A 26221-nucleotide genomic window follows, 5' to 3' on the forward strand; every position below is an offset into this window, starting at 1 on the left:
TCGGTTGCGTCGGTGGGCGGCCACTATAAGAAGCATTGGTTGCGCATTGGTTCGCGCTCGCAATGCGCAAATCGTCGCCTGCGCCGAGACCGCGGGCGGTTGCCGCGCCAGCCGAACCGCTGCAGAACTGGCGCAGGACGCTTGCAAGGGAGAACAGAATGAAGGTTGCGGTGATGGGCGCCGGCGCGGTCGGCTGCTATTTCGGCGCGCTGCTGGCGCAGGCGGGCCACGACGTCACGCTGATCGGCCGCCCCGACCACGTCGCCGCCATCGACGCCCACGGGCTGCGGCTCGAAACCCGCGACGGCGAGAGCTTCATTGCGCTGAAGGCTGCGACCGACCCGGCCGCGCTCGATCCGCCGGATCTGGTGCTGTTCTGCGTCAAGTCGGCCGATACCGAGACCGCGGGTCGCGCGCTGGCGCCGCGGCTGCGGCCGGACACCGCGATCCTCAGCCTGCAGAACGGCGTCGACAACGCGCAGCGATTGTCGGCGGCGATCGGTCATCCGGTGATCGCGGCCGTCGTCTATGTCGGCACCGAGATGGCCGGCCCCGGCCATGTCCGGCATCACGGCCGCGGCGAATTGCTGATCGGCGCCTCGGCACAGAGCGGCGTTCTCGCCGCTGCGCTGTCGGAGGCGAAGATCCCGACCACGGTGGCCGCCGATATCGATCAGGCGCTGTGGTCGAAGCTGATGATGAACAGCGCCTTCAACGCGCTGTCGGCGGTCGCCGACATGGCCTATGGCCGGATGTTCGAGGTCGCGGGCGCGCGCGATGTGGTGACCAGCGTGATCGCCGAATGCGCCGCGGTGGCGCGCGCCGGCGGCGTGTCGATTCCGGACGACATGCTGGAGAAGGCGCTGGCGCTGCCGGCGTCGATGCCGAACCAGAAATCATCGACCGCGCAGGATCTCGCCCGCGGCAAGCCGAGCGAGATCGACTTCCTCAACGGCTACGTGGTGCGCCGCGGCGCCGCGCTCGGCATCCCGACCCCGACCAACCTGACGCTGCAGGTGGCGGTGAAACTGATCGAAGCCAGCCGCGGCATCGGCCGCTGAGGCGAGCTACGCAGACGTCCGACAAATGCCGTGCTCTCAACATTCTCGGCGTCATCCTGAGGTGCCCGGTGGACCGCGCGCATGCGCGGTGCACCGGGCCTCGAAGGATGGGCCAAAGCGCCCGTCGCCTCATCCTTCGAGGCTCGCTACGCTCGCACCTCAGGATGACGGTCGTGCGGGTGGAGAGAGAAGCTAACTAACTCATCATCCATGGATGACCGATATCACACCGGCGCCGGCGCCGCTTCGGCCAGAATGCAGCGCGCGGTGCGGCCCGGCCCCACCTGCACGTCCGGCGGCAGCCCTTCGGTGCAGCGCGGCTGGACGTGGGCGCAGCGCGGCGCGAACGAGCACGCGGTGGGCGCCTTGTCGAGCGAGGGCGGCGCACCCGGGATCGTCTCCAGCCGCGCGCCGCGCTTGGCGCCGTGGACCGTGGAGGCGAGCAGGCCCTGCGCATAAGGATGCTGCGGCGTGCGCACGATCTGGCCGAGCGTGCCCTGCTCGATGATCTGCCCCGCATACATCACCGCGACGCGGTCGCAGATCTCGATCGCCACGCCGATGTCGTGCGTCACGAAGATCACCGACATGCCGAATTCGCGCTGCAATTCGCGCAGCAGCAGCAGGATCTGGATCTGCACGGTGGCGTCGAGCGCGGTGGTCGGCTCATCTGCCAGGAGGATCTTCGGCCGGCAGGCGAGCGCCAGCGCGATCATCGCGCGCTGCCGCATGCCGCCGCTCATCTCGTGCGGATAGGCATCGAGCCGCCGTTTCGCCGACGGAATGCGCACGACTTCGAGCATCTCCAGCGCGCGCGCGGTCGCGTCCTGCTGGCTCTTGCCTTCGTGGCGCATCACCGTCTCGGCGATCTGGTGGCCGATGGTGTAGACCGGATCGAGCGCCAGCGCCGGCTCCTGGAAGATCATCGACACCGCCTGGCCGCGGAAATTCGACAGCGCATCGTCGTCGAGCGCCAGCACGTCGCGGCCCATCACCTCGACACGGCCGGAAATCTGCGTGCGCTTCTTCGGCAGCAGCCGCATCAGCGCGCGCAGCGTCACGCTCTTGCCCGAGCCGGATTCGCCGAGCAGCCCCAGCACCTCGCCTTCGCCGAGCGAGAGGCTGAGATTGTTGACCGCGTGCACCGTGCGCTCGCCGGTGAAGCGGATGTTGAGATCGCGAACCTCGACCAGATTGCTCATGCTGACGCCGGCATCTTGTTGTGGAATTCAGTGACGCGCTGGAACGCCGCGCCGATCCGCAGGATCATCGCCTCGTCGAACGGGCGCCCGATCAGTTGCAGCCCGATCGGCAGGCCGCTGGCGCTGAAGCCCGTCGGAATCGCCAGCGACGGCAGGCCCAGATAGTTGATCGGCCGGGTGAAGCGCGTCAGCCGCTGGATCACCGCTTCGGCGTTCAGGCTGCTACCGACGTCGCTCTCCGCGATCGTCGGGGCCGGCACCGGAGCCACCGGCGCCAGCACGGCATCGACATCGGCGACCGCGGCGAGATGCGCCGACAGTGCCGGCCCGCGCCAGCGCATCGCCTCGAGATAGGAAATCGCCGGCACGCCGAGGCCGTTCTGCAGCCGCATCAGCACCTGCGGGCCGTAATCCTGCGGCCGTTCGATCATCCAGCGCTTGTGGAACGCGGCGGCTTCCACCGCGAGCACAAGCTGGCACGCCGCGGTCAATTGCGGCTGGTCGGGCAGATCGACCTCGACCACGCTGGCGCCTTCGGCCCTGAGCGTGGCGATGGTCTCGTCGAGCACGCGCGCCACTTCAGGATCGAGGTCGTCGACATAGAACGCCTTCGGAATCCCGATCCGCGCGCCGCGCATCGGCGCGTGCGTCGCCGCGAGATAGTCCGGCAGTTCGCCGGCGATGCAGGTCAGATCCTCCGGGTCGGCCCCGGCCATCAGCCCGAGCAGGAGCGCGCAATCCTGCGCGGTGCGCGCCAGCGGCCCGACGGTGTCGAGCGACTGCGACAGCGGCATCGCGCCGGCGCGGCTGACGCGGCCGACCGTGGTCTTCAGCCCGGTGACGCCGCAGAAATGCGCCGGCATCCGGATCGATCCTCCGGTGTCGGAGCCGAGCGCCGCAAACGTCAGCCGCGCCGCGACGGCCGCACCGGAGCCCGACGACGAACCGCCGGTGATGTGATCGATGTTCCAAGGATTATGCACCGGGCCGAAATGCGCGTTGTGGCCGGTCGGCCCATAGGCGAATTCCGACATCTGCAACGAGCCCAGCCGAACCGTGCCGGCATCCTTCAGCCGCTGCAGCGCGGTCGAGGTCGTGGTCGCGACGTCGTCCTGCCGGATCTTCGAGCCGCAGGTCACGACGTGACCCGTCTCGTAGTACATGTCCTTGTGCGCGAGCGGCACGCCGTGCAGCACGCCGCGACTGTCGCCGCGCGCCAGCTCCGCGTCTGCGGCATCCGCGGCGGCGAGCGCGCTGTCGGCTTCGATCGACATGAAGGCGTTGAGCCGCGGCTGCTGGGCCGCGATGCGATCGAGGCAGGCCTGCGTCACCTCGCGCGAGGAGACTGTCTTCGCAGCGATCGCCTGCGCGATTTCGGTCAGCGACAGCAATGCCGGATCGGTCGTGCTCATGATGCGGCCTTGCCGGTCTGCGCGACCAGGAAGGTCGCGGGTTCGAGATCGAACGGCAGCGAGCCTGCAATCGGCGCGAAGCCGTCGAACGCCGGCCCGATCGAATTGGCGATGCGCGCGGCGACCTCGTCGCTCACCGGCACGCCGGCCACCTCCGCCATCGCCTTGATCTGGTCCGGAACGGGTCTCGTCATGTCGTCTCCATCACTTTCGGCGCCCGGCTGTGGCCCGAGCCGGGGATCGCCATGTAGCATGCCGCCTGGTGGCCGCTCGGGTCCAGCGCGGTCAGCTTCGGCGCGTCGCCGCCGCACAAAGGCTCCGCGAACGGGCAGCGGGTGTGAAACCGGCAGCCGGACGGCGGATCGATCGGGTTCGGCGGATCGCCGGAAATCGGCGGCACTTCGGTGCGGCGGTCGGGATCCGACGACGGCATCGCCGCCAGCAGCGCGCGCGTATAGGGATGCGCCGGCTGATCCCAGACCTTGTCGACCGGCCCGAGCTCGACGACTTCGCCCAGATACATCACCAGCACGCGATCCGAGATGTAGCGCACCACGTTGAGATCGTGGCTGATGAACAGATAGGTCAGGCCGAATTCGCGCTTGAGGTCGACCAGCAGATTCAGCACCTGCGCCTCGACCGATTTGTCGAGCGCCGACACCGCTTCGTCGAGGATCACCAGCCGCGGCGACAGCGCCAGCGCGCGGGCGATGTTGACGCGCTGGCGCTGGCCGCCGGAGACTTCGTGCGGGTAGCGATTGGCGAAATTCTCCGGCCGCAGCCCGACCTTGCCGAGCAGCTCGCGCGCCAGCGCTCGCGCGGTGCCATCGGCCATGCCGTGCACCTTCGGACCGAACGCGATCGACTCCTCGATGGTGAGGCGCGGGTTGAGCGACGCGTAGCTGTCCTGAAACACCATCTGCATCCCGCGCCGCAGCTCGCGCAGCGATAATTCGCGGCCGACGGCGCGGCCGTCATAGATGATGTCGCCGGCGTTGCGCGGCATCAGATGCATCAACAGCCGCGCCGTGGTCGACTTGCCGCAGCCGGATTCGCCGACGATGCCGACGGTTTCGCCCTTGGCGATCGCGAACGAAACGTCGTCGACCGCCCGCACCGTCTTGGCGGCGCTGAACAGCCCGCCGCGCACCGGGAAGTGCTTGGTGAGACCTCTGACGTCCAGCAGCGGCTGCGCGGCGCCGCCGATATCCTCGATCGGCTCGAGGCCGTGGCTGAGTTCTGCGGCTTGCGTCATCTCAGTTCCTGATATCCATGGCGCTGCGCAAGCCGTCGCTCAGCAGGTTGAAGCAGATCGAGACCGCGAAGATCATCGCGCCGGGCAGCGCCGCCACCCAGGGATTGACGTAGATCGCGGTGCGCAGCGTGTTCAGCATCAGCCCCCATTCGGGCTCCGGCGGCTTGGTGCCGAGGCCCAGGAACGACAGGCCGGCGGCGAGGATCATCGACACCGAGATCAGCCCGGTGGCGTAGACGAAGATCGGCCCCAGCACGTTGCCGAGCATGTGCACGCGCATGATGGTGAACGGCCCGGCGCCGGAGGCGCGCGCGGCCTCGACGAAATCCATGTTGCGAACGCCGGTGGTGACGCTTTCGGCGACGCGGGTGATCTGCGGCAGGAACACCACGGTCAGCGACACGATCGAATTGGTGATGCCGGCGCCGAGCGCGCCCGAGATCGCGATCGCCAGCAGCACCGACGGAAACGCGTAGAACACGTCGATGGTGCGCATGATCGCGGTGTTGACCTTGCCGCCGACATAGCCGGCGACGAGGCCCAGCGAAGTGCCTAGCACGAAGGCCAGCACGACGGGAAGAATGCCAATCAGCAGCGACAGCCGCCCGCCATAGATCAGCCGCGCCAGCATGTCGCGGCCGAGTTCGTCGCTGCCGAGCGGATAGTTCGGCGTGCCGATCGGCTTCAGCCTTCGGATCATCGAGCCCTGATACGGATCGGCGAGATGCAGATACGGCGCGAAGATCGCCGACAGCAGGATCAGCAGCAGGACGATCGCGCAGGCGATGCTGACCTTGTCGCGCGAGAGCCTGCGGCCGACGGTGGACCAGTAGCCGCGCGCGTTGCCGGCGGGCGCGGTCTGCACGGCGGTTTCGGTGATCGCGGTCATGAGCGGCAATCCTTCCTGCTCAGGCGCGCTTGATGCGCGGGTCGATCGCGGCCTGCGCGATGTCCACCACCAGATTGAGGAACACGAAGAACAGCGCCAGCACCAGGATGGTGCCCTGCAGCAGCGGCAAATCGCGCTGGAAGATCGCGGAGTTGAGCAACAGCCCCGAGCCCGGCCAGGAGAACACCGTCTCGATCAGGATCGAGCCGCCGAGCATGTAGCCGAGCTGCAAGCCCATCACCGCCAGCGCGGTCGGGGCTGCGTTCTTCAGCACGTGGCGGAACACCTGCGTCTCGCGCAGCCCCTTGGCGCGCAGCGCCTCGACGAAGTCCTGCGACAGGATATCACCGGTCAGCGCCCGCACGGTGCGGGTGACGATGCCCATTGGAATAACGGACGTGGTGATCGCCGGCAGCACCAGATATTTCAGATGCGCCCAGTCCCAGCCCCATTGCCCCGAGCCGCCGGGGCCGGCGCCGACCGCAGGCAGCCAGTTGAGCTGCACCGAGAAGATGATCACCAGCACCATGCCGAGCCAGTAATGCGGCACGGAGACGCCGGCGATCGCGATCGAGGTCGAGACTTTGTCGATCCAGCTATCGCGGAAGTAACCGGCCAGCAGGCCGAACATCAGCCCGAGCGAAAAGCCGATGATCGCCGCCGCGATCGCCAGCGTCACGGTGTTGCCGACGGCGCGCAGCACTTCGCTCAGCACCGGGCGGCCGGTCGCGATCGAGGTGCCGAGATCGCCGTGCAGCGCCTTCCACAGCCACAGCCCGAACTGCACCGGCAGCGGCCGGTCGAAGCCGTAGGCGGCGCGCAGCTGCGCGGCGAGCTCCTGTGACGCATCCGCCGGCAGCACCGCGACCAGCGGATCGCCGGGCGTGATGTGCACCAGGAGAAAGCACACCAGCGCGACGCTGAGCACGATCGGAATCACATAGACGATGCGGCGGGCGATGTAGACGAGCACAGGACTCTCACTCGAACGAGGATGAAGTCGGTCGGATCGATGCGTCTTCCTCCGTCATTGCGAGCGCAGCGAAGCAATCCAGTGATCAGCGTACTGGGCTGGATTGCTTCGTCGCTTCGCTCCTCGCAACGACGGGGCAGGGTTTCTGCAGTGGTGATTTACGGCGCCATCGACACCGGCGAGAAGTCGACGAACCAGCTCTTGGGCTGCACGAAGCCCTTGACCTTCGGACTCATCGCGCGCGGGCCGACGTCGTGGGCGACGTAGAGGAAGGCCGCGTCGTCGATCGAGGCGGCGTTCAGCTCGGCCAGCGCCTTGTCGCGCTCGGCGGCGTCGAAGCTGGTCCGTGCCTTCTTCACCAACTCGTCGAACTTGGGGTTGTTGATGTAGCCCCAATTGTTCGACACCGGCGGCGCCATCGACGATTGCAGGAAGCGGACCAGCGCGAAGAACGGATCCATCGCCGCGTAGGTGACATTGGTGGCGTTGCTGCCGTTGGCCGAGGGATCCTTGACGCCACGCCGCCAATTGGTGAACAGCGTGTTCCATTCGATGACATCGAGCTTGACGTCGAAGTAACACTCGGCGAGAGCCTGCTGCAGATATTCGTTCATCGGCAGCGGCAGCATCTGGCCGGAGCCGGACGCCGAGGTCTGCACCTTGACGCTGAGCTTCTTGTCGGGGCCGAAGCCGGCCTCCTTCATCAGCTTCTGCGCCGCCGGCAGATCGTACTTGATCTGGAACGACGGATTGCCGCGCCACGGATGGCCGGGCTCGAAGGTGCCGGTCGCCGGCACCATCAGGCCGGCGAGCAGGCCGTCACGCAGGCCTTCGCGGTCGATGCACAGATTGGCGGCGCGGCGGACGCGGATGTCGTTCCAGGGCGAGCCCTCGATCCGCGAGAACTGCCACGGCCAGACATGCGGCTGTTCGTTCTTCTCGATCTTGAAGCCGCGCGCGGTGATCTCCTTCACCGCGTCGGGCGCAGGCGCCTCGATCCAGTCGACCTGGCCGGACAGCAGCGCCGCGGTGCGCGCGTTGGCTTCGGGCATCGGCAGCAGCACCATGCGGTCGGTCTTCGGCACCCGCGCCTTGTCCCAGTAATTGTCGTTCTTCACCAGTTCGAGCCGCTCGCGCGGCGTGAACTTCGCCATCTTCCACGGCCCGGTGCCGGCGGCGTCCTTGGCGAACGCGGCCCAGGCGGCCTGCGACCGCGCCTTGGCGTCGGCGCCCTCGGCCTTCTCGTACAGCGCCTGCCATTTCGACGGGCTGACGATGAACAGATTGGTGAGGTTGATCGGCAGGAAGCTGTCGGGCTCCTTGGCGGTGAGCTCCACCGTCATGTCGTCGATCTTCTTGGCCGAGACCAGCGTCGGCATCCGCGACGCGGTGACGCCGACCTGGCTGGCGTCGAACTGAACAGCCTCCTTGTTCAGCACCTTGTCGACATTCCAGACCACGGCGTCGGCATTGAAAGGCGTGCCGTCGTGGAAGGTGACGCCGGGGCGCAGCTTGAAGATCCATTTGGTCTTGTCGGCGTCCTCGACCTTCCATTCGGTCGCGAGCCCCGGGATCACCACGCTCGCCTTGGTGGCGGACGACAGGTCCCACATCGTCAGCCCGTCATACATCGTCAGGCCGGTGAAGCGGTTGCCTTCGAAACCCTGATCCGGCTGGCCGAGCGTGCGCGGAATGTCCGCGGCCGTCATGCCGATCCGCAGCACGGTTTCGGATGAAGCGATCTGCGGCACGGCGACAGAGCCGACGGCCGTCAGAGCGAGCAGCACCGCAGTGCGGCTGAAGGAATGAAGATGGCGCATGGTGGAAACTTCCCGTGTGACTAATTTGTACGCTGGATTATGCAATGCCCGTGCCACTCAAACCGGCAATCTCATTCGTATGCATATAATTCGACCGATCGGCCGGCGGACGCCGGACTTGGCACTCGCATTGCAGGCTGATGCGCCATGCTCACGAGGAGATTCGTTGCAATGAAGCGATTTGGAAGTGCGTTGGTGCTGGCCGCGATGATCGCAGCCGCGGGCGTCATCGGGCCCGCGCGTGCGGAATCGGTGGTGCGTTACGGCATCTCTATGGCGGACATTCCGCTCACCACCGGCCAGCCCGATCGCGGCGCAGGTGCCTATCAATTCACCGGCTATACGATCTACGATCCGCTGGTGGCCTGGGAGATGAATGTCGCCGATCGGCCCGGCAAGCTGGTGCCCGGCCTTGCGACCGAATGGAAAGTCGACGAGTCCGACAAGACCAAATGGCGCTTTACTCTGCGCAAGGGCGTCAAGTTCCACGACGGCAGCGACTTCAATGCCGACGCAGTGATCTGGAATCTCGACAAGGTGCTCAACGAAAAGGCACCGCAGTTCGACAAGCGGCAGAGCGCGCAGGTCAAGACCCGGCTTCCGTCGGTAAAGAGTTACGCCAAGATCGACGATTCAACCATCGAGATCACCACCAAGGCGGTCGACTCCTTCTTCCCCTATCAGATGCTCTGGTTCCTGGTGTCGAGCCCGGCGCAATACGACAAGGTCGGCAAGGACTGGGACAAGTTCGCGGCGCAGCCGTCGGGCACGGGTCCCTTCAAGCTCACCAAGCTGGTGCCGCGCGAACTCGCCGAGCTGACCAGGAACGCCGACTATTGGGACAAGGCGCGGCTGCCGAAGACCGACAAGCTCGTGCTGGTGCCGATGCCCGAAGCGCTCACCCGCACCAACGCGTTGCTCGCCGGCCAGGTCGATCTGATCGAGACGCCCGCGCCCGATGCCGTGCCGCAGCTCAAATCGGCCGGCATGAAGCTGGTCGACAATGTCACGCCGCATGTCTGGAACTATCACCTCAGCGTGCTGCCCGGCTCGCCGTGGACCGATGTCCGTCTGCGCAAGGCGCTGAATCTCGCGATCGACCGCGACGCCGTGGTCGGGCTGATGAACGGCCTCGCCAAGCCGGCGGTCGGCCAGGTCGATCCGTCGAGCCCGTGGTTCGGCAAGCCGACCTTCAAGATCAAATACGACCTCGCCGAGGCCAAGCGGCTGGTGAAGGAAGCCGGCTACTCGCCGGAGAAGCCGCTGAAGGCCAAGTTCATCATCGCCACCGGCGGCACCGGCCAGATGCTGTCGCTGCCGATGAACGAGTTCCTGCAGCAGAGCTTCAAGGAGATCGGCATCGACGTCGAGTTCAAGGTGGTCGAACTCGAAGTGCTGTACACCGCGTGGCGCAAGGGCGCGGCCGACGAGAGCATGGCCGGCATCACCGCCAACAATATCGCCTATGTGACGTCCGATCCGCTCTACGCGATCGTGCGGTTCTTCCACTCCGGACAGGTGGCGCCGGTCGGCGTCAATTGGGGCGGCTACAAGAACCCCAAGGTCGACGCGCTGATCGACGAGGCGAAGACCAACTTCGATCCGGTCAAGCAGGACGAGCTGCTGGCGCAGGCGCATGCCCAGATCGTCGACGACGCGGCGCTGGTCTGGGTGGTGCACGACACCAACCCGCACGCGCTGTCGCCGAAGGTGAAGAGCTTCGTGCAGGCCCAGCACTGGTTCCAGGACCTGACCACGATCGGGCTGCAATAGACCGGTTCATCGCTTGATTGAAGCAACGCGGCATTCTCGCGTGCTGAGTCGTCATCCTGAGGTGCGAGCGAAGCGAGCCTCGAAGGATGCGGCCAAGGTGCTTGCGGCTCATCCTTCGAGGCCCGCTGGGCCGCGCATGGCGCGGCCCAGCGGGCACCTCAGGATGACGCCGGTGATTCCATCAAAATCAGAGCTTCTCTAGGCGGCCGTACTCGGTCCCACGCCTTCAAGCCCAGGCTACGCGGCTCGCGCAGCCTCTCCCCCTCGGCAATCGATCTCTCCCCACGCGCCAGACTCGCGGCCTGCGCGGTGGCCGACGCTCAGCCGCGCCCGAGCGCGGCGTATTCCTGCTGATATGGCGCGTAGGACTCCTTCAGGCTCGCCGAGTTGAGCAGCATGGTGGCGACCAGCCGGCCTTCACTGTCGAACGCCTCGGTTCGCGCCCACAGGCTCTCGGTCCGTTTGCTGCCGGACAGCGCCACGACCTTGCGCTGAACGCGATAACTCTCGCCGACGAACAGCGGCCCGGCGACCAGCCGGATCTCCTGATCGGCGAACAGCCCGACCGCGGGGCCGCGCACCGGCAGGCCGTCCTTCTTGCTGAGATACTGGAACAGCACGCTGAGCATCTCGACCGGGATGATCGGCCGGCCCCACGGCGATGCGTCCTGATAGTACGGCGACGGCTCGGTGATCACCTTCAGCTTGTCGGCCAGCGAGAACGGATACAGTTCGCCCATGTTCTGTTCGAAATCCATCTTCACGGTCTGCGGCGCCGTCGTCATGCCGACACTGATGTCGCGCAGGATCACGGCGTCGGTCAGCGGCTTGAGTTCGGTCAGCCGCAGATCGAGCGCCGAGGGCGGCGCGTCGGCACCGACCGAGACGCTACCGCGCAGCACTTCGGTGCCGTCGCGCTTGACCATCCGGATCGCGGCGTGGCGCGCGCCGTTCGCCGGCTTGTCGACGATCGCCTGCACATCCTCGCCTTCGAACGCCGCGTTGCGATAATGCGCCGAGATGCAGCCGCTCTCGAACCAGTCGCGCCCCCACAGCCGTTCGCACAGCGGCACGAACTGGCTGAAATGCGTCGGCCCCTCGATCGTGCCGCCCTTGAAGCCGAGCTTCTGCGCGGTGGCGTCGTCGTGGATCGAGGCGTGGGAATCGTAGACCTGCGCGTGCAGCATCTGTCGCGGCTGCCGCCACGGCCCGGCCAGCGCATCGCCGGTGTCCTCGATCGGCGTCTCGAAAGCGGCTCGTGTCATCGTTTGCTCCGTCTCAACAACAGGTCTTCGAACTACCAGGCGTCGATGCAGGGCCGCTTGCGCCCCTCGCGCTGCGGTGGCGTCGGTACCGAGCGCAGCCCGGCCATGATCCAGCGCCGCGTCTCGGCGGGATCGATCACGTTGTCGATCTCACACACCGACGCGATCGAGACCGCCTTGCCGTTGGCGTACATCTCGGCGACCTTGTTCTTGTAGTAGGTCTCGCGCTCGACCGGGTCGGCGATCGCTTCCATCTCCTTGCGGAAGCCGAGGCGGACATAGCCCTCCAGCCCCATGCCGCCGAATTCGCCGGTCGGCCACGCCGCGGTGAAAAACGAGGCGTGGAAGCCGCCGCCGATCATCGACTGCGCGCCGAGCCCGTAGCCCTTGCGCAGCACGATGCCGAACAGCGGCACCGTCAGGCTGGCGCCGGTGACGAACATCCGCGCGACGTGCCGTACGATCGCGGTCTTCTCGGCTTCGGGGCCGACCATGAAGCCGGGCGTATCGCACAGCGACACGATCGGAATATCGAAGGCGTCGCACAGCTGCAGGAAACGCGCCGCCTTGTCGCCGGCCGCCGCGTCGATCGCGCCGCCGAGATGCTTCGGATTGTTGGCGATCAGGCCGAACGGCTTGCCCTCGATGCGGATGAAGGCGGTGACCATGCCGACGCCGAAGTCGCGGCGGATTTCCAGCACCGAATCTTCGTCCGCGATCAGATCGATGACGTGGCGGACGTCGTAGACCCGCAGACGATTTTCGGGAATCGCGCGGCGCAGCAGCCGCTGGTCCGCCGCGCGCCAGTCCTTCACCGGGCCCTGGAAGTAGGACAGATATTTCTGCGCGACCCGCGTCGCCTCTTCCTCGTCCTCGACCAGAATATCGACCACGCCGTTCGGCGACTGGAACGACACCGGGCCGACTTCGGCCGGGTGATACACGCCGAGGCCGCCGCCCTCGATCATCGCCGGGCCGCCCATGCCGATCGAGGCGTTTTGCGTCGCGATGATCACGTCGCAGCAGCCGAGCATCGCCGCATTGCCGGCGAAGCAATAGCCGGAAACCACGCCGATCACCGGCACCAGGCCGGACAATCGCGCGAACTGCACGAAGGACGGCCCGTCGAGGCCGGTGAGGCCGAGCCGGTCGGTGTCGCCGGGACGGCCGCCGCCGCCTTCGGCGTAGAACACCAGCGGCATCTTCCATTGCTCGACCAGCGTCAGCATCCGGTCGATCTTCTTGTGGTTCATATGGCCCTGGGTGCCGGCCAGAACCGTGTAGTCGTAGGCGATCACCATGCAGCGCGCATCGTGCTCGCCGAATTGCGCGGCGTTGACGGTGGCGACGCCGGTGACGAGACCGTCGGCCGGGGTGTTCTTGATCAGGTCATCGAGCGCGCGGCGGCGACGCTGGCCTGCGATCGCGAGGCTGCCGTATTCCATGAAGGAGCCGTCGTCGACCAGCTGGGCGATGTTCTCGCGCGCGGTGCGCTGATTGGTCTTGCGCCGGCGCGCGACCGAATCGGGCCGGTTCTCGTCGAGCGTATTGCCCTGCCGCGCCAGCATCTCGGCGAGGTCGGGACGGATATGGTCGAGATCGACTTCGGCCTCCTTGACGGCCAGATCGCCCTCGACGTCCTGCGGCTCGAGATAGAGGATCGCCTCGCCCTGCATCAGCGTCACGCCGTCGGCGGTGACGATGCGGCGAATCCGGCCGCCCTGCTCGGCGGCGACGAGATGCTCCATCTTCATCGATTCGATCACCGCGAGCTGCTGCCCCGGCCGCACCACGTCGCCTTCCGCGACCGTGATCGCCACCACGGTGCCCTGCAGCGGCGCGGCGATCACGACCGCGCCTTCGGGCGCGGCTTCGACCGCGGCCTTCGCGCCACCGTGCTGCGCATCACCACCCGGCAACGCGATCAGTGGCGCGGCGAGCTTGTCCGCGGCGCCGACCAGCTCGGCGACGTTGCGGTCGATGAAGCTGGTGCTGACCTTGTTGGCCTTGAAGTCCGGATGCGCCAGGATCGCCTGGATGAACGGGATGTTGGTGGCGACGCCGTCGATGCGGAACTCACGCAGGCTGCGCGCCGCCTTGGCGACGACATCCGGCCATTGCGACGGCGTGTGCACGATCACTTTTGCCAGCAGCGAGTCGAACGCCGCGCTGGTCCTGTAGCCGGCATAGCCGAACGTATCGACGCGCACGCCCGGACCCGACGGCGGCTCGAAGATCGAAAGCGTGCCGCCGGTCGGATGGGTCGCGCCGCTCGCGTCCATCGTCTCCATGTTGATACGGAGCTGCATCGCGAAGCCGCGCGGGCGCGGCACCGCGGCCTGATCGAGCCCGAGCGATTCCAGCGTCGCGCCGCCGGCCACCGCGATCTGCGATCGCACCAGATCGATCGCAAGGACTTCCTCGGTCACGGTGTGCTCGACCTGCAGCCGCGGATTGGCCTCGATGAACGCGAACGCGCCGTCGCCCTCGCCGGCTTCGCCGTCGACCAGGAATTCGAACGTACCGAGACTGTCGTAGTTCGCCGCACCAGCCAGCGTCTTGGCGGCTTCGAGAATGCGGCCGCGCAAGCTATCACTCAGCGACGGGCTCGGCGCGATCTCGACCAGCTTCTGGTTGCGGCGCTGGATCGTGCATTCGCGCTCCCACAACTGACTGATGCCGCCGTGACGATCGCCGATGATCTGCACCTCGATATGCCGCGCATTGCGGATCAGCCGCTCGGCATAGACGCCGTCGCTGCCGAACGCCGCCTTCGCCTCGGACTGGCAGCGCGCATAGGCCTCGTCGAGATCCTCGGCGCGCTCGACCACACGCATACCGCGGCCGCCGCCGCCGGCCATCGCCTTGATCATTACCGCGGCATGATCGCCGAGCGAGCCGAAGAACGCCTTCACCTCATCGAGAGTCGAAGGACCCTGGGTGCCGTCGATGATCGGCACGCCGGATTTCTTGGCCAATTCCTTCGCCGCAACTTTGTCACCGAATAGCCGCAAGGCTTCTGGCGACGGACCGATGAACCGGATACCTTCCTCGGCGCAGCGCCGCGCCAGATCGGGGTTCTCGCTGAGGAAGCCGTAGCCGGGATGCAGCGCGTCGCAATGCGCCGCCTTGGCGGCCGCGATCACGCCCTCGATATCCAGATAAGCCCGCGCGCCGCGCCCGGGAATCTCCCGCGCCTCGTCGGCGATCCGCACATGCAGCGACGCCGCATCGTCGGCGGGATGGATCGCGACGGTGGCGAGCCCGGCGTCGGCCGCGGCCCGCGCGATGCGGATCGCGATCTCGCCGCGGTTGGCGATCAGCAGCTTGCGAAACGGCATTCGAATGTCCTCATATAATCAAATTCTTGGTGGCGGAGCCGCGTCGCTGCGGCGGCAATGTCAGAGCGGCGCGCTGGCGTTCAGCTCCTGCTTCTTCACCTTGCCGGTCGCGGTCATCGGCAGCGCCTCGATGATCCGGACTTCCGGCACCTTGTAGACCGCCATGCGCTCGGCGCACCATGCCTGCAGCTCGGCCGCCGTGATGGTGCCCTCGGCCTCCGGCTTGAGCTGGATGAAAGCGACCGGCACCTGCCCCTTGCCGGGATCGTCGCGGCCGACCACGCCCGAGCCGAGCACCTTGGGATGCTGACCGAGCAGCGCCTCGATCTCCGGCGGAAACACGCTCATCCCCTTGACCTTCAGCATCTCCTTGCGACGGCCGAGAAAGTGCAGAAAGCCCTGCGGATCGATGGTGCCGATGTCGCCGGTGCGCAGCCAACCATCGACCAGCGACTCCGCGGTGGCCTGCGGCTTGTTCCAGTAGCTCTTGAGCAGCGATGGCGTTCGCACCCGGATCTCGCCCTCACCGCCGAGCGGCACCAGTTCGCCGGTCTCGAAATCGGTGATCTTGAATTCGGCGCCCGGCACCGGCAGGCCGACGAAGATCGGCTGCGAGACCAGATCGAAATCATCGTCCTGAAAGCCCGCCGTGAAGGTGTTGGAAGTGTGCGTCTCGGTCATGCCCCACGACGCTTCGGTGAGGATGGTGCCGGTGAGATCCTTCCAGCGCTTGCGATAGACGGGGTTGAGCTTCTTGACGAACGAGACGACGCGCACCTGCTTCAGCGACGACAGATCGAACTCCTTGAAGCGCGGATGATCCATCAGCTCGACCGCGCCGTCGACCGGCATCGCGGTGACGTCGACCTTGTAGCGGTCGATCGCCGACAGCACCCCGACCGCATCCCAGCGCGCCAGCAGCACCAGCGTCGCGCCGGCGAACAGCGGGAAGATCAGGCCGAAATTTTCGCCCGCGATCCAGAATTCCGGAAAGAAGGACAGGAACACGCTGTTCTCGTCGCCCGCGACCGAGATGCCGTGATTGGCGGCGGCAGTGTAGACCATGTCGCGCTGGGTGTGGACGCAGCCCTTCGGCATGCCGGTGGTGCCGCCGGTGTAGTTCAGCGCCGCGATATCGTCGAGCGCCGCGGGCGGCAGCGGCGCTAGTTCCGGCATCGCAGCGAGCGCGGACAACAGATCGGTCGCACCGGCCACCGCCACGCGTGGGCCGCTCACCGAATCGGGGACAGGGATCGTCGGCTGCGCGGGAATGACGTCGGCGAAGCTGGTGACGATCACCTCGCGCAGACTGGTCTCGCCGCGGACCTGCTCGACCACCGGGACGAGCTGATCCAGCGCGACGATGACTTCGGCATCGGTGTCGTTGAGTTCGTAGGACAGTTCGAACGCGCGTGACAGCGGGCTGACCGGCACGTGGATCGCGCCGAGCTTGAGAATCCCGAAGAACACGATGTGAAACTGCGGACAATTCGGCAGGAACACCGCGACGCGGTCGCCCTTGCGGACGCCCTTCTGCATCAGCAGCGCGGCGAAGCGATCACTGAGCCGATCCAGCTCCGCATAGGTCGTGACGTGGCCGTAGAAGATCACCGCCGGCCGCTGCGGCGCACGCCTCGCCCAGACACGCAGGTACTCGCTCAGCGCGATCTCGCCGTGCGGATATTGCGGCGTATCGGGAATGCCCTTGGGCCAGGACTCGGCCCACAGCCCGTGCAGCGTTGCGAGATAGTCGGCTTCCTTGGCGGCAGCGCTCATCGGTCTTGTCCTTGTTGTTCTTGGTCTTGTCAGTTGCGCTTCATGGTCGGGTCGAGCGCGACGCGCAGCGATTCGCCGAGCGTGTTGTAGGCGAGCGCGGTGAACAGGATGGCGAGCCCCGGCGGATACATCTGCTCCGGCGCGATCTCCATGTTCTGATAGGCCCGCGCCAGCATCGCGCCCCAGCTCGGATCGGGCGGCTGAATGCCGAGGCCAAGGAAGCTGAGGCTGGCTTCGGCGAGCAGCGCCGCCGCCAGCAGCAATGTCACCTGCACGATCACCGGCTGGATCGCGTTGGGCAGCACGTGACGCCACAGGATGCGGCCGGTGGAGCCGCCGAAACAGCGCGCGGCGTCGACATAGAGTTCGTGGCGAACCACCAGCGTGCGCGCGCGGACCAGCCGCGCGAGTTGCGGCGCGAACACGATGCCGACCGAGATCATGCCGTTGGTGAGTCCGATGCCGAGCGCGCCGGTGACGGCGATCGCCAGCACGATGGCGGGGAACGACAGGAAGCTGTCGATGACACGGCTGATCATGGTATCGACCCAGCCGCCGAGATAGCCGGCGAGCACGCCGATCGGCACGCCGATCAGCACTGCGATCGCGACCGCGAGGAAGCTCGCATACAGCGACGCCATCCCGCCGTAGATCAGGCGGCTCAGCGTGTCGCGGCCGAGATCGTCGGCGCCGAGCCAATGCGCCGCCGACATCGGCGCCAGCGCCGCGTCGACATCCTGCGCGACCGGATCGTAGGGCGAGATCCACGGCGCGAGCAGAGAGATCACCAGCAGCACCAGCAGGAACGTCAGACTGACCGCGCCGCGGATGTCGGAGACGAACCACCGCACGAAACGCCGCATCCGTCGCGGCCGATGCGCCATTGCCGTCATCGCCACATCGGTCATGCCGCGATCCTCGGATCGAGAACGCTGTAGAGGATGTCGGTCAAGAGATTGAGCGACACCACGATCAGCACCATGGTGAACACCACGCCCTGCACCACCGGGAAATCGCGATGCATCGCGGCGTTGACGATCAGACCGCCCATGCCGGGAATCGCGAACACCGCCTCGACCACCACGGTGGCCGCCAGCATCCGGTTCGCCAGCAGGCTGATCACGGTGAGCAGATTGACGCTGACGTTCTTCAGCCCGTGACGCCACAGGATCGACGACGGCGGCAGGCCCTTGGCGTGCAGCGTCCGGACCTGCTGCGACGACAGGATTTCCACCAGTGACGAGCGGAGCTGCCGCGCCACTTCGGCGATGCCGCCCGAGGCCAAGGCGACCGCCGGCAGGATGGCGTGGCTGAGCGACGCCCACGGATCTTTCGTGAACGCGACCGCGCCGGTCGCCGGCAGCCAGTTGAGCTGCAGCGAGAAGAACGCCACCAGCAACATGCCGAGCCAGAAATTCGGCACGGCGACGCCGAGCGATGCGATCGCCATCACCACGCTGTCGATCCACGACCCCGGCTTGGTCGCCGCGGCGATACCCAGCGGCACGCCGATCAGCAGGGCGGTGAGCAGGGCCAGCGTCACGATCAGCAGCGTATGCGGCAGGCAGCGCTGGATCGAGGTCAGCACCGCTTCATTCGACACCAGCGAGTTCGACAGATCGCCCTGCACCGCCTTCGCCAGCCACGAACCGTATTGCAGCAGGAACGGCTGGTTGAGGCCATAGAGTTCGCGAATCTCGGCGATCCGCTGGTCCGAGGCGTTGTCGCCCGCGAGCGTCACCGCGACGTCGCCGGGCACCAGCTTGAGCAGGCCGAACACGATGAAGGTGGACAACACCACCACCGGGATCGCCTGCAGCACCCGGCGTCCGACGATGTGAAGACGTGCAGCGTTCAACATGAGGACCCGATCCGGAACGGGCGCCGCAAACCATGCGGCGCCGTTCACTCACGCGAGGGAGATGTATTCGAACTTCGGCTTGCCGAGCAGATTGGGCTTGAAGCCCTTCACCTTGGACGACAGCGCGTCGAGCTCGAACTGGAACGCCAGCGGCGCCGACAGTGCCTGTTCGACCGTGATGCGCTGGATCCTGGCGAACACTTCGGCGCGCTTGGCCAAATCCTCGCTGACGCGGCTTTCGAGGATCAGCTTGGACAGCTCAGGATCGGCGGTGCGGCCGGCGTTGTAGTACGCGCCTTTGTCGAAGCCGAGCCCATAGGTCATGCTCGGATCGGGACGCCCGGTCCAGGCCGACACCAACAGGTCGAACTTCTTCTCCTGCGCGAAGAACTGCGCGCTGATTTCCGCGATGGTGCCGCGGGTGAATTTGAGCCGGATGCCGACCTTGCCGAGCTGATCCTGGATCACCTCGCCGCGGCGCACCGAATCCTGATCGGTATAGCCGCCGATCGTCAGCTCGAGGCCGTCCTTGTAGCCGGCCTCTGCCAGCAACTTCTTCGCCTTCTCCGGATCGTGCGGATAGGTGCCGGCCACATCCTTGTTGAACGCCCAGTGCGAGCTCGGCAGCGTCATCCGGGCCGATTCGCCGAGCCCGCTCAGCGCCGCCTTGACGAAGGTGTCGCGGTCGAACGCGAAATTGATCGCCTGACGAACCTTGAGATTGTCGAGCGGCGCGCGGGCGTAGTTGAAATACACCTGAATGCAATACAGCGTCGGCGAGCTGACCATGGTCAGGTCCTTGGCGCGCTCAATCACCGGCTTCAGCCGTGCCGGCAACTGAAATGCCATGTCGTTCTGGCCGGCGACCACCGACCGCAGCGCCGTGGCGTTTTCGGTGATGATGTTGAACTCGATGCCGTCGAGATACGGCCGGCCCTTGCGCCAGTAGTTCTCGTGGCGAGCCACGACGATGATTTCGTTGTCGTTCCAGCGCACGAACTTCCACGGCCCGGCGCCGACCGGCTTGCGGTCTGTCTCGTTGCCAAGCGCCTTGATGTTGGTCGGCGACACCATCATGCCGGCGCGGTCGGACAGGATCGCCGGCAGGGATGTATCCGGGCTCTTCAGCTTCAGCGTCACCTGCAGCGGGCTGGTCACCTCGATCGACTCGATGCTGGCGAGATCCGACTTGATATTGGACCGCTGATCGGAGCGGTTGCGATCGAGGTTGAACTTCACCGCCTCGGCGTCCATCGCGGTGCCGTCGTGGAACTGGATGCCGGGGGTGATGTCGATCACCATCGTGGTCGGATTCGGATACGACCATTTCGCCATGCCGGGCCTCGGCTTCAGCGTGTCGTAGTCCCACTCGACCAGCGTATCGTAGATCGTCCAGAGAATGCTGTGGTCGGAACCGGCGCCGCCGGTGGCCGGATCGAGCGACGACGGATTCGCTGGGGCCGCGACCTTCAGCACGCCGCCCTTCTTGGGCTCCTGCGCCAGCGCCGGCAGGCCGACCGCAGCGGCTGCGGCGCCGCCGCCGATCAGCGCCAGAATATCGCGGCGTCGCAGGGTTCGTGATCCCAGATCGAGTATGCGCATGTCGTCCTCCCGATGATCCTGATTTTTGGATCTTGATGTTGATTACGACGCGGATCGCGCCTGTTGATTGTCGGCCGGCGGCCCTTCGGCCGTCGCGAAGTGACAGGCGACGCGATGGCCCGGCCTGACGTCGCGCCAGGCCGGCACCTCGTCTGCGCAACGCGGCTGCACCGACGGGCAGCGCGTGCGGAAGCGGCAGCCCGACGGCGGCGATACCGGGCTCGGAATCTCGCCTTCGAGAATGATGCGGCGATCGACCCGCAGATGCGACGGCAGCGGGATCGGCTCGGCTGAGAGCAGCGCGCGCGTGTAGGGATGCAGCGGCCGCTCGACGACGTCCTCGGCGGGGCCGAGCTCCATCAGCTTGCCGAGGTAGGTCACCGCGATGCGATCGGAGATGTGCGACACCACCGAAATGTCGTGGGTGATGAACACATAGGTGAGGCCGAATTCGCGCTGCAGATCGGCGAACAGGTTGAGCACGTCGCCGCGAATCGAGACGTCGAGCGCCGCGACGACCTCGTCGCAGACGATCACCTTGGGTCGCAGCGTCAGCACCCGCGCGATGTTGACGCGCTGCTTCTGGCCGCCCGAGAGCTGATGCGGATAGCGATCGGCCGCCTCGGCGGAGAGCCCGACGCGCTCCAGCACCGCGATGCCGCGACGGCGGCGCGAGGCGGCGTTGCCCTCACCGAGAACTTCCAGCGGCTCGACAACGCTGTCGATGATCGTCATCCGCGGATTGAGCGCGGCATTCGGATCCTGAAAGATGATCTGATAGTCGCGGCGATGCTTGCGGAACGCCCGGCTGCCGAGCGTCGCCGGATCGGTGCCGTCGTGCAGGATGTGGCCGTGAGTCGGCCGCAGCAGCGACACCAGAGCGCGCCCGAGCGTGGTCTTGCCGGAGCCGGATTCGCCGATGATGCCGAACGTCTCGCCGCTGCGGACCTCGAAATCCATACCGTCGATCGCCTTGACGGTGTCCCGGCCATCGCGCGACGGAAACAGGATGCGCAGATCGCGCACCGCGAGAATGCCGGCGTCGGCGTGGTTCTGTTGCTGAGCAGCCATCAGTTCACCGCCCCAGGCAAAGCGAGATCCGGCGCGCGCCGGCATCGCGCGGCGTGGCCAGCCTCGATCGCGATCATGCGCTGGTCCTGCTCGCAGCCCGGCGCCGCATGGGCGCAGCGCGAGCGGAAGCGGCAGCCGGCGGGCATCGCTTGTGGCGACGGCACGCGGCCGGGGATCGAGGCCAGCACGCCGCGGCGCTTGCTCAGCCCCGGCAGAGATCGCAGCAGTCCGGACGTGTAGGGATGGCGCGGCCGGGTCAGCACATCGTCGACCGGCGCGTCCTCGACGACTTCGCCCGCATACATCGTGATCATCCGGGTGCAGGTCTCGGCGACGACGCCGAGATCGTGGGTGATGAAGATCAGCGCCGTGCCGGTGCGCTCGCTCAGCGAGCGCAACAGATCGGTGATCTGCGCCTGCACGGTGACGTCGAGCGCGGTGGTCGGCTCGTCGGCGATCAGCAGCTTCGGCTTGCAGATCAACGCCATCGCGATCATCACGCGCTGGCGCATGCCGCCGGAAAGCTGATGCGGATACTCGTCGCAGCGCCGCTCCGGCGCCGGAATCCCGACCTCGCGCAGCGCCGCGATGGCGCGTTCGCGCCCCTCCGCCTTGCCGGCGGGAAAATGGATGCGATAGGCCTCGCTGATCTGATCGCCGACGGTGAACACCGGATCGAGCGCGCTCATCGGCTCCTGAAAGATCATCGCGATGTCACGGCCGCGCACCGCGCGCATCCGCCGCGGCGACAGCTTCAAGAGATCGGTGCCGTCGAACAGCACGTCGCCTTCGATCCGTGCGGAATGCGCCGGCAGCAATCGAAGCAAGGAGAGCCCGGTGACGGTCTTGCCGCAGCCGCTCTCGCCGACCAGGCCGACACGCTCGCCGGCCGCGACCGTGAAACTCACGTTGCGGGTGACCGGCAACGCGCCGGCGGCGGTCGCGAACGACAGCGACAGATTGCGCACCTCGAGCAAAGGTTGCGGCGCGATGCCGGAACGCACGGCGCCGTGCGTGCCGGTGCCGGTCGATGCGGACGCCTCGATCATGCCCATCGCGACGCTTCAGCGCCAAGCCGCGACACGCGTCGAGCGCGCAGAACGGTCCACGCGGCAGACGCCGTGGCGAGACGCCCGACACGGAATGACGCGTCGGCTCGGTGTGGTTTCAACCGGACATGCTTCGGCGCGGACATCGTCACCATTGATCCTCCCATCCGTCCGATCTGCGTCGGTCCGGTGCATCGCGGTCCGGCAATGGGCCGATTTCGGTGACGCGATGCCCACTAATCAAAAGCCATCGATTGTCGATTGTCAACAATTGACTGTTGGGCTATTTTGTCCCGCGTGGCGGAAGGATCGAGAGTGGTGGGGGAAAACGTGGCAGCGACGTATCGCAGGCCGGCGACCGGGAGTGACGGCACCCACGAGCGGCGGTTCGCGCCGCGCACGCTGCCGGACCAGGTCGCCGAAGAACTCGGCGCCGAGATTGTCTCGGGCCGACGCAAGGCGGGCGAGCGCCTCGTCGAACTCGATCTGGCGCGCGACTTCGGCGTCAGTCGCGGGCCGATCCGCGAAGCGATTCGGATTCTCGAACGTCGCCGGCTGGTCGAATTGCTGCCGCGGCGCGGCGCCTACATCAAGCCGGTGTCGCTGAAATCAGTCGCCGATCTGTTCAACGTCCGCACCGCGCTGTCGATGCTGGCGGTGCGGACCATGGCGACCACGCCGGTCGAGAGCTACATCGACACGCTCGCGCGACGCTGCGCGGAATTGAAGGCGCAGGTCGAGCCCGACGATCCGATCGCCTTCGCGCGGACCACGACGCGGGCGGTCAAGACCATTGCGCGCGGCTCCGGCAATCAGTTGCTGGTCGAACTGCTCACCGACCTCGCCGACCAGACCGTGTGGACGACGATCTGGAAATCGCCGCTGGACTACCAGACGCCGGAGATTCGGCGGCTCAGCGCCGACCTGATGGCGTCGACGCTGAAGGCAATCCGGCAGCGCAGGCCGAACGCGGCCGTGACCCATCTCGGCGAATTGCTGGAAGGCGACCGCGACCGCGCGCTGGCGACGCTGTCGCAGATCCGCGGCGAGGCCTTCGACCTCAGCGCGCTGGCGCATGTCGATGAGACCGGCGCGGCGCCCACGACCATTGCGGGCAGCGCCCGGACGGCCTGAGGGCTCGGGCCGGGACGCTGCGCCTACCTGACCTGCCGCTTTTCGAGCTTGCGCGCCAGGGTCCGGCGATGCATGCCGAGCCGCCGCGCAGCCTCGGAAATGTTGAATTCGCTCTCGATCAGCGTTTGATGGATGCGTTCCCATTCCAGCGTCTTGATCGAGGTCGGCTGGCTCGCCAGCGCAATGTCGGCATTGCCCTCCGCCTTGCGGAACGCCGCCTCGATGTCGTCGGTGTTCGACGGCTTGGCGAGGTAGTGACAGGCGCCGAGCTTGATCGCCTCGACCGCGGTGGCGATGCTGGCGAAGCCGGTCAGAACGACGATCAGCATCTCCGGGTCCTGGGCGTGCAGCAGTTCGACGCAGGCGAGCCCCGAGGCGCCGCCGAGTTTGAGGTCGACCACGGCGTAGCCGAACGAACGCTCGTCCAGCGCGTCGCGCACCTCGTCGATGGTCGAGGCGTGCACCACCTCGTAGCCGCGACGCTCGAACGAGCGCTTCAGCGTGCGGGCGAATCCGGCGTCGTCCTCGACGACGATCAAGGAGCGTTCTTCAATCAAATGGATTTCCGATCGCGAGTGTCGAAAGCGGCAGCACCAGCTTGACCTTGGCGCCGCGGGTGCGGAGGTTTTCCGCGGTGATCGAGCCGCCGAGCTTGCGCACGACGTTCATGACCAGGAACAGGCCTAGGCCGCCGCCGGCCCGGCCCTTGCTCGACTGATACGGCTTGCCGATCTGCGTCAGCATGTCCTTCGGAAAACCGGGACCGCGATCGCTGATCGACAGCACCAGATTGTCGCCGTCGCGCTCTGCAACCAGCTCGATCCAGTAGCGCGACACTTCGAACGCATTGTCCAACACGTTGAAGATCGCCTGCTTCAACGTGACGTCCGAAACGATCGGCACGTCCTCGCCGAAGACGTTGACGACGTGCAGCGTGGTCTTGCATCGCGCATTCTGCCATTCCTCGGCGAGCGCCGACAGGAACGCCGACACCGTGGTCGGTGACGATCCCTCACCGCGCGCCTCGCCGGCCGACACCAGAATCCCGGTGACGATCGATTGGCAACGCTTCAGCGCCGTCTCCATTTCGGCGAGGTCTTCGGCAATCTCACGATTGGCCATGATCTGCGGCATCCGGCGCCAATCGCTGAGAATGACCGACACCGACGCCAGCGGCGTGCCGAGTTCGTGCGCGGCGCCGGAGGCGAGCAGGCCCATGCGCACGATGTGGTCCTGCTCCGCAGCATGCTGGCGCAACGCCGCCAGATGCGCGTCGCGCTCGCGCAGATTGCGATGAATCCGCGTGACGAACACCACCAACAGCACGGCATTCAGCGCGAAGCCAATCAGCATGCCGGCGACGGCGAGATTGACCGGATCGCCGGCGGCCGGCGGCAGCACCAGCGGGCGCGATGCTTCGGTCAGCCAGATGAAAGCCGTGAACACGACGGCCACCAGCGACCAGCTCGAGCGGCTGTCGAGCAGCACCGCGCCGAGCGTCACCTGCAGCAGATACAGCGAGGTGAACGGATTGGTGATGCCGCCGCTGAGATAAAGCAGAGCGGTCAGCGCGACGACATCGAGGATCAGCGCGACCAGCAGGTCGCGATTGCTGATCGCGACGCGATAGCGCATCCATGCCAGGCTCGCGATATTGAGCGCGATCAGCCCGAGCACGACGGCGCCCATCGGCACGAGCGGCAATGGGGCACCGAGCCACAAATGCACCGCGCCGATGGTGACGATCTGACCGATCACCGCGGTCCAGCGGAGCTGGATCAGCAGCGCCATGTTCTTGCGGTCGGTCGCATCGTCGCCCGGAGTCACGTCACCGAGGCGCGGCACGAATGTGGACGCCGACATGTCTTGTCGCGACCTCCAGCCGGCCTTGTCGTCAACGGTGCCCGGAGATCGGTCCAGCATGTGATCCTGTTGCAAGGGCGGATTGCGCCTCTTGGCCCGGCCTCCGGCCACCGCCTGCGCGGCGGAATGACCCGGCACCGAAGGCGACAACAAGCCAGCCGGCCAGCATAAATGCCAGGCAAAACCACGTGAGCGCGTAGACCAGGTGGTTGTTGGGGAACCGAATCACGGTCAGGCCACCGATCGGCTGCCCTTCCAGGTTGAACGATGCGTCGGCGTCGATGAAGAAAGGTGCGACATTCGCGACGCTTCGCGTCTGTGCGATCGCCGCGACGTCGCGTGAATACCAGCGATCGGCGGCGGGCTCGTTGTGCCGCAGGAAGCCACCGCCGGGTTCCGTCACGCGCAACAGACCGTTAACCGTGATCTCGCCGGCAGGCGCGCCGGCGCTGCGCGTCGCCCGATCTCGCCAGTCGGGCGGAACGAAGCCGCGATTGATCAGCACGTTGCGGCCGTCGTCGGTGCGCAGCGGCGTGATCGCCCAGAAGCCGCCGCCGAAATCGGTGACCGCCTGCACCAGCGTCTCGCGGTCGTGCAGGAAGCGGCCGGTCACGGTGACGCGCCGATATTCGTCGCGGGCGGCGGTCACTTCGGGCCAGGACGCGGCGGGGGGCAACGCAGTCGGTGCAGCATGCGCGCGCTGCTCGACGCGGTCGATCAGGGCCAGTTTCCAGGCACGCCGCTCGATCTGCCAGACGCCGAGCGCGATCAGTCCGGCCACGGCCGCAACGGCAGGGATCGTGAGCCACAACGACGGTCGCCGCGCGGAGCTGCGGCCGCTTCCCGCCGGATCGCTGTCGGGCGTCACGATCGC

General features: G+C 66.7%; 21 protein-coding genes. 3 read left to right on the forward strand and 18 right to left on the reverse strand.

The window, feature by feature from the left end; genetic code table 11:
- Positions 1–158: 158 nt before the first annotated feature.
- Positions 159–1061, forward strand: coding sequence for a ketopantoate reductase family protein (locus RPB_RS01095; RefSeq protein WP_011439119.1), 903 nt, complete (start codon positions 159–161; stop codon positions 1059–1061).
- Between the two features lie 224 nt (positions 1062–1285).
- Here the strand turns inward: RPB_RS01095 and RPB_RS01100 are convergent, their stop codons facing one another.
- The 7 genes from RPB_RS01100 to RPB_RS01130 all read right to left on the reverse strand — a co-directional run bounded on the left by RPB_RS01100 (position 1286) and on the right by RPB_RS01130 (position 8612).
- Positions 1286–2263: an ABC transporter ATP-binding protein gene (locus RPB_RS01100; RefSeq protein ID WP_011439120.1), complete on the reverse strand. Its 978-nt coding sequence runs from the start codon at positions 2261–2263 to the stop codon at positions 1286–1288.
- The gene (locus RPB_RS01105; RefSeq protein WP_011439121.1) at positions 2260–3675 is read right to left on the reverse strand and encodes an Asp-tRNA(Asn)/Glu-tRNA(Gln) amidotransferase GatCAB subunit A; all 1416 of its coding nucleotides are present in this window, start codon (positions 3673–3675) and stop codon (positions 2260–2262) included. Before RPB_RS01105 ends, RPB_RS01100 begins: the two co-directional genes overlap by 4 nt.
- Positions 3672–3869, reverse strand: a complete 198-nt coding sequence (locus tag RPB_RS01110) for a hypothetical protein (RefSeq protein ID WP_011439122.1) — start codon at positions 3867–3869, stop codon at positions 3672–3674. Before RPB_RS01110 ends, RPB_RS01105 begins: the two co-directional genes overlap by 4 nt.
- Positions 3866–4930 carry an ABC transporter ATP-binding protein gene (locus RPB_RS01115; protein ID WP_011439123.1) on the reverse strand — a complete coding sequence of 355 codons (1065 nt, stop codon included), beginning with the start codon at positions 4928–4930 and terminating at the stop codon, positions 3866–3868. The genes RPB_RS01110 and RPB_RS01115 overlap by 4 nt, the downstream gene beginning before the upstream one ends.
- Before the next feature lies 1 nt (position 4931).
- Complete coding sequence (locus RPB_RS01120) at positions 4932–5819, reverse strand: ABC transporter permease (RefSeq protein WP_011439124.1); 888 nt, start codon at positions 5817–5819, stop codon at positions 4932–4934.
- Positions 5820–5838: 19 nt separating this feature from the next.
- Positions 5839–6792, reverse strand: coding sequence for an ABC transporter permease (locus tag RPB_RS01125; RefSeq protein WP_011439125.1), 954 nt, complete (start codon positions 6790–6792; stop codon positions 5839–5841).
- Positions 6793–6950: 158 nt separating this feature from the next.
- Positions 6951–8612, reverse strand: a complete 1662-nt coding sequence (locus RPB_RS01130) for an ABC transporter substrate-binding protein (protein WP_011439126.1) — start codon at positions 8610–8612, stop codon at positions 6951–6953.
- A gap of 207 nt (positions 8613–8819) precedes the next feature.
- Here RPB_RS01130 and RPB_RS01135 point away from each other — a divergent pair, with 207 nt between their 5' ends.
- On the forward strand, positions 8820–10385 hold the full coding sequence (locus RPB_RS01135) for an ABC transporter substrate-binding protein (RefSeq protein ID WP_198135170.1): 1566 nt from the start codon (positions 8820–8822) through the stop codon (positions 10383–10385).
- 320 nt (positions 10386–10705) lie between these two features.
- Here RPB_RS01135 and RPB_RS01140 read toward each other — a convergent pair whose 3' ends face one another.
- Genes RPB_RS01140 through RPB_RS01175 form a run of 8 tightly spaced genes read right to left on the reverse strand, consistent with a single transcriptional unit; the run spans position 10706 to position 22350 of the window.
- Positions 10706–11650, reverse strand: coding sequence for a hypothetical protein (locus RPB_RS01140; RefSeq protein WP_011439128.1), 945 nt, complete (start codon positions 11648–11650; stop codon positions 10706–10708).
- Positions 11651–11682: 32 nt separating this feature from the next.
- Positions 11683–14991 (reverse strand): carboxyl transferase domain-containing protein, encoded by a 3309-nt coding sequence (locus RPB_RS01145; RefSeq protein ID WP_011439129.1) that lies wholly within the window; start codon positions 14989–14991, stop codon positions 11683–11685.
- Between the two features lie 60 nt (positions 14992–15051).
- Complete coding sequence (locus RPB_RS01150; RefSeq protein WP_011439130.1) at positions 15052–16767, reverse strand: AMP-binding protein; 1716 nt, start codon at positions 16765–16767, stop codon at positions 15052–15054.
- A gap of 29 nt (positions 16768–16796) precedes the next feature.
- Positions 16797–17675 (reverse strand): ABC transporter permease, encoded by an 879-nt coding sequence (locus RPB_RS01155; RefSeq protein ID WP_011439131.1) that lies wholly within the window; start codon positions 17673–17675, stop codon positions 16797–16799.
- A complete protein-coding gene (locus RPB_RS01160; protein ID WP_011439132.1) occupies positions 17672–18628 on the reverse strand; it encodes an ABC transporter permease in 957 nt (318 codons plus the stop codon). The genes RPB_RS01155 and RPB_RS01160 overlap by 4 nt, the downstream gene beginning before the upstream one ends.
- A gap of 48 nt (positions 18629–18676) precedes the next feature.
- Positions 18677–20230 (reverse strand): ABC transporter substrate-binding protein, encoded by a 1554-nt coding sequence (locus tag RPB_RS01165; protein ID WP_011439133.1) that lies wholly within the window; start codon positions 20228–20230, stop codon positions 18677–18679.
- Between the two features lie 42 nt (positions 20231–20272).
- Complete coding sequence (locus tag RPB_RS01170) at positions 20273–21301, reverse strand: ABC transporter ATP-binding protein (protein ID WP_011439134.1); 1029 nt, start codon at positions 21299–21301, stop codon at positions 20273–20275.
- On the reverse strand, positions 21301–22350 hold the full coding sequence (locus RPB_RS01175; protein ID WP_041797845.1) for an ABC transporter ATP-binding protein: 1050 nt from the start codon (positions 22348–22350) through the stop codon (positions 21301–21303). The genes RPB_RS01170 and RPB_RS01175 overlap by 1 nt, the downstream gene beginning before the upstream one ends.
- A gap of 330 nt (positions 22351–22680) precedes the next feature.
- Here RPB_RS01175 and RPB_RS01180 point away from each other — a divergent pair, with 330 nt between their 5' ends.
- Positions 22681–23484: a GntR family transcriptional regulator gene (locus RPB_RS01180; protein ID WP_011439136.1), complete on the forward strand. Its 804-nt coding sequence runs from the start codon at positions 22681–22683 to the stop codon at positions 23482–23484.
- Between the two features lie 23 nt (positions 23485–23507).
- On the opposite strand, the gene RPB_RS01185 is transcribed toward RPB_RS01180, so the two are convergent.
- From RPB_RS01185 to RPB_RS01195, 3 genes are read right to left on the reverse strand one after another with little or no spacing between them, the layout of a single operon-like run.
- Positions 23508–24041 carry a response regulator transcription factor gene (locus RPB_RS01185; protein WP_011439137.1) on the reverse strand — a complete coding sequence of 178 codons (534 nt, stop codon included), beginning with the start codon at positions 24039–24041 and terminating at the stop codon, positions 23508–23510.
- Positions 24034–25347 carry an ATP-binding protein gene (locus tag RPB_RS01190; RefSeq protein WP_011439138.1) on the reverse strand — a complete coding sequence of 438 codons (1314 nt, stop codon included), beginning with the start codon at positions 25345–25347 and terminating at the stop codon, positions 24034–24036. Before RPB_RS01190 ends, RPB_RS01185 begins: the two co-directional genes overlap by 8 nt.
- 31 nt (positions 25348–25378) lie before the next feature.
- A complete protein-coding gene (locus tag RPB_RS01195; protein ID WP_011439139.1) occupies positions 25379–26215 on the reverse strand; it encodes an SURF1 family protein in 837 nt (278 codons plus the stop codon).
- Between the last annotated feature and the right edge of the window lie 6 nt (positions 26216–26221).

The sequence above is a fragment of the Rhodopseudomonas palustris HaA2 genome (genome assembly GCF_000013365.1).
In the GTDB taxonomy this organism is placed as follows: domain Bacteria; phylum Pseudomonadota; class Alphaproteobacteria; order Rhizobiales; family Xanthobacteraceae; genus Rhodopseudomonas; species Rhodopseudomonas palustris_J.

What these genes read in the sequence shown, in the direction of transcription:
- RPB_RS01095 (WP_011439119.1), top strand. Translation starts at nt 159, where the DNA reads ATGAAGGTTGCGGTGATGGGCGCCGGCGCGGTCGGCTGCTATTTCGGC.
- RPB_RS01100 (WP_011439120.1), bottom strand. Translation starts at nt 2,263, where the DNA reads ATGAGCAATCTGGTCGAGGTTCGCGATCTCAACATCCGCTTCACCGGC.
- RPB_RS01105 (WP_011439121.1), bottom strand. Translation starts at nt 3,675, where the DNA reads ATGAGCACGACCGATCCGGCATTGCTGTCGCTGACCGAAATCGCGCAG.
- RPB_RS01110 (WP_011439122.1), bottom strand. Translation starts at nt 3,869, where the DNA reads ATGACGAGACCCGTTCCGGACCAGATCAAGGCGATGGCGGAGGTGGCC.
- RPB_RS01115 (WP_011439123.1), bottom strand. Translation starts at nt 4,930, where the DNA reads ATGACGCAAGCCGCAGAACTCAGCCACGGCCTCGAGCCGATCGAGGAT.
- RPB_RS01120 (WP_011439124.1), bottom strand. Translation starts at nt 5,819, where the DNA reads ATGACCGCGATCACCGAAACCGCCGTGCAGACCGCGCCCGCCGGCAAC.
- RPB_RS01130 (WP_011439126.1), bottom strand. Translation starts at nt 8,612, where the DNA reads ATGCGCCATCTTCATTCCTTCAGCCGCACTGCGGTGCTGCTCGCTCTG.
- RPB_RS01135 (WP_198135170.1), top strand. Translation starts at nt 8,820, where the DNA reads ATGATCGCAGCCGCGGGCGTCATCGGGCCCGCGCGTGCGGAATCGGTG.
- RPB_RS01140 (WP_011439128.1), bottom strand. Translation starts at nt 11,650, where the DNA reads ATGACACGAGCCGCTTTCGAGACGCCGATCGAGGACACCGGCGATGCG.
- RPB_RS01145 (WP_011439129.1), bottom strand. Translation starts at nt 14,991, where the DNA reads ATGCCGTTTCGCAAGCTGCTGATCGCCAACCGCGGCGAGATCGCGATC.
- RPB_RS01150 (WP_011439130.1), bottom strand. Translation starts at nt 16,767, where the DNA reads ATGAGCGCTGCCGCCAAGGAAGCCGACTATCTCGCAACGCTGCACGGG.
- RPB_RS01155 (WP_011439131.1), bottom strand. Translation starts at nt 17,675, where the DNA reads ATGACCGATGTGGCGATGACGGCAATGGCGCATCGGCCGCGACGGATG.
- RPB_RS01160 (WP_011439132.1), bottom strand. Translation starts at nt 18,628, where the DNA reads ATGTTGAACGCTGCACGTCTTCACATCGTCGGACGCCGGGTGCTGCAG.
- RPB_RS01165 (WP_011439133.1), bottom strand. Translation starts at nt 20,230, where the DNA reads ATGCGCATACTCGATCTGGGATCACGAACCCTGCGACGCCGCGATATT.
- RPB_RS01170 (WP_011439134.1), bottom strand. Translation starts at nt 21,301, where the DNA reads ATGGCTGCTCAGCAACAGAACCACGCCGACGCCGGCATTCTCGCGGTG.
- RPB_RS01175 (WP_041797845.1), bottom strand. Translation starts at nt 22,350, where the DNA reads ATGATCGAGGCGTCCGCATCGACCGGCACCGGCACGCACGGCGCCGTG.
- RPB_RS01190 (WP_011439138.1), bottom strand. Translation starts at nt 25,347, where the DNA reads ATGTCGGCGTCCACATTCGTGCCGCGCCTCGGTGACGTGACTCCGGGC.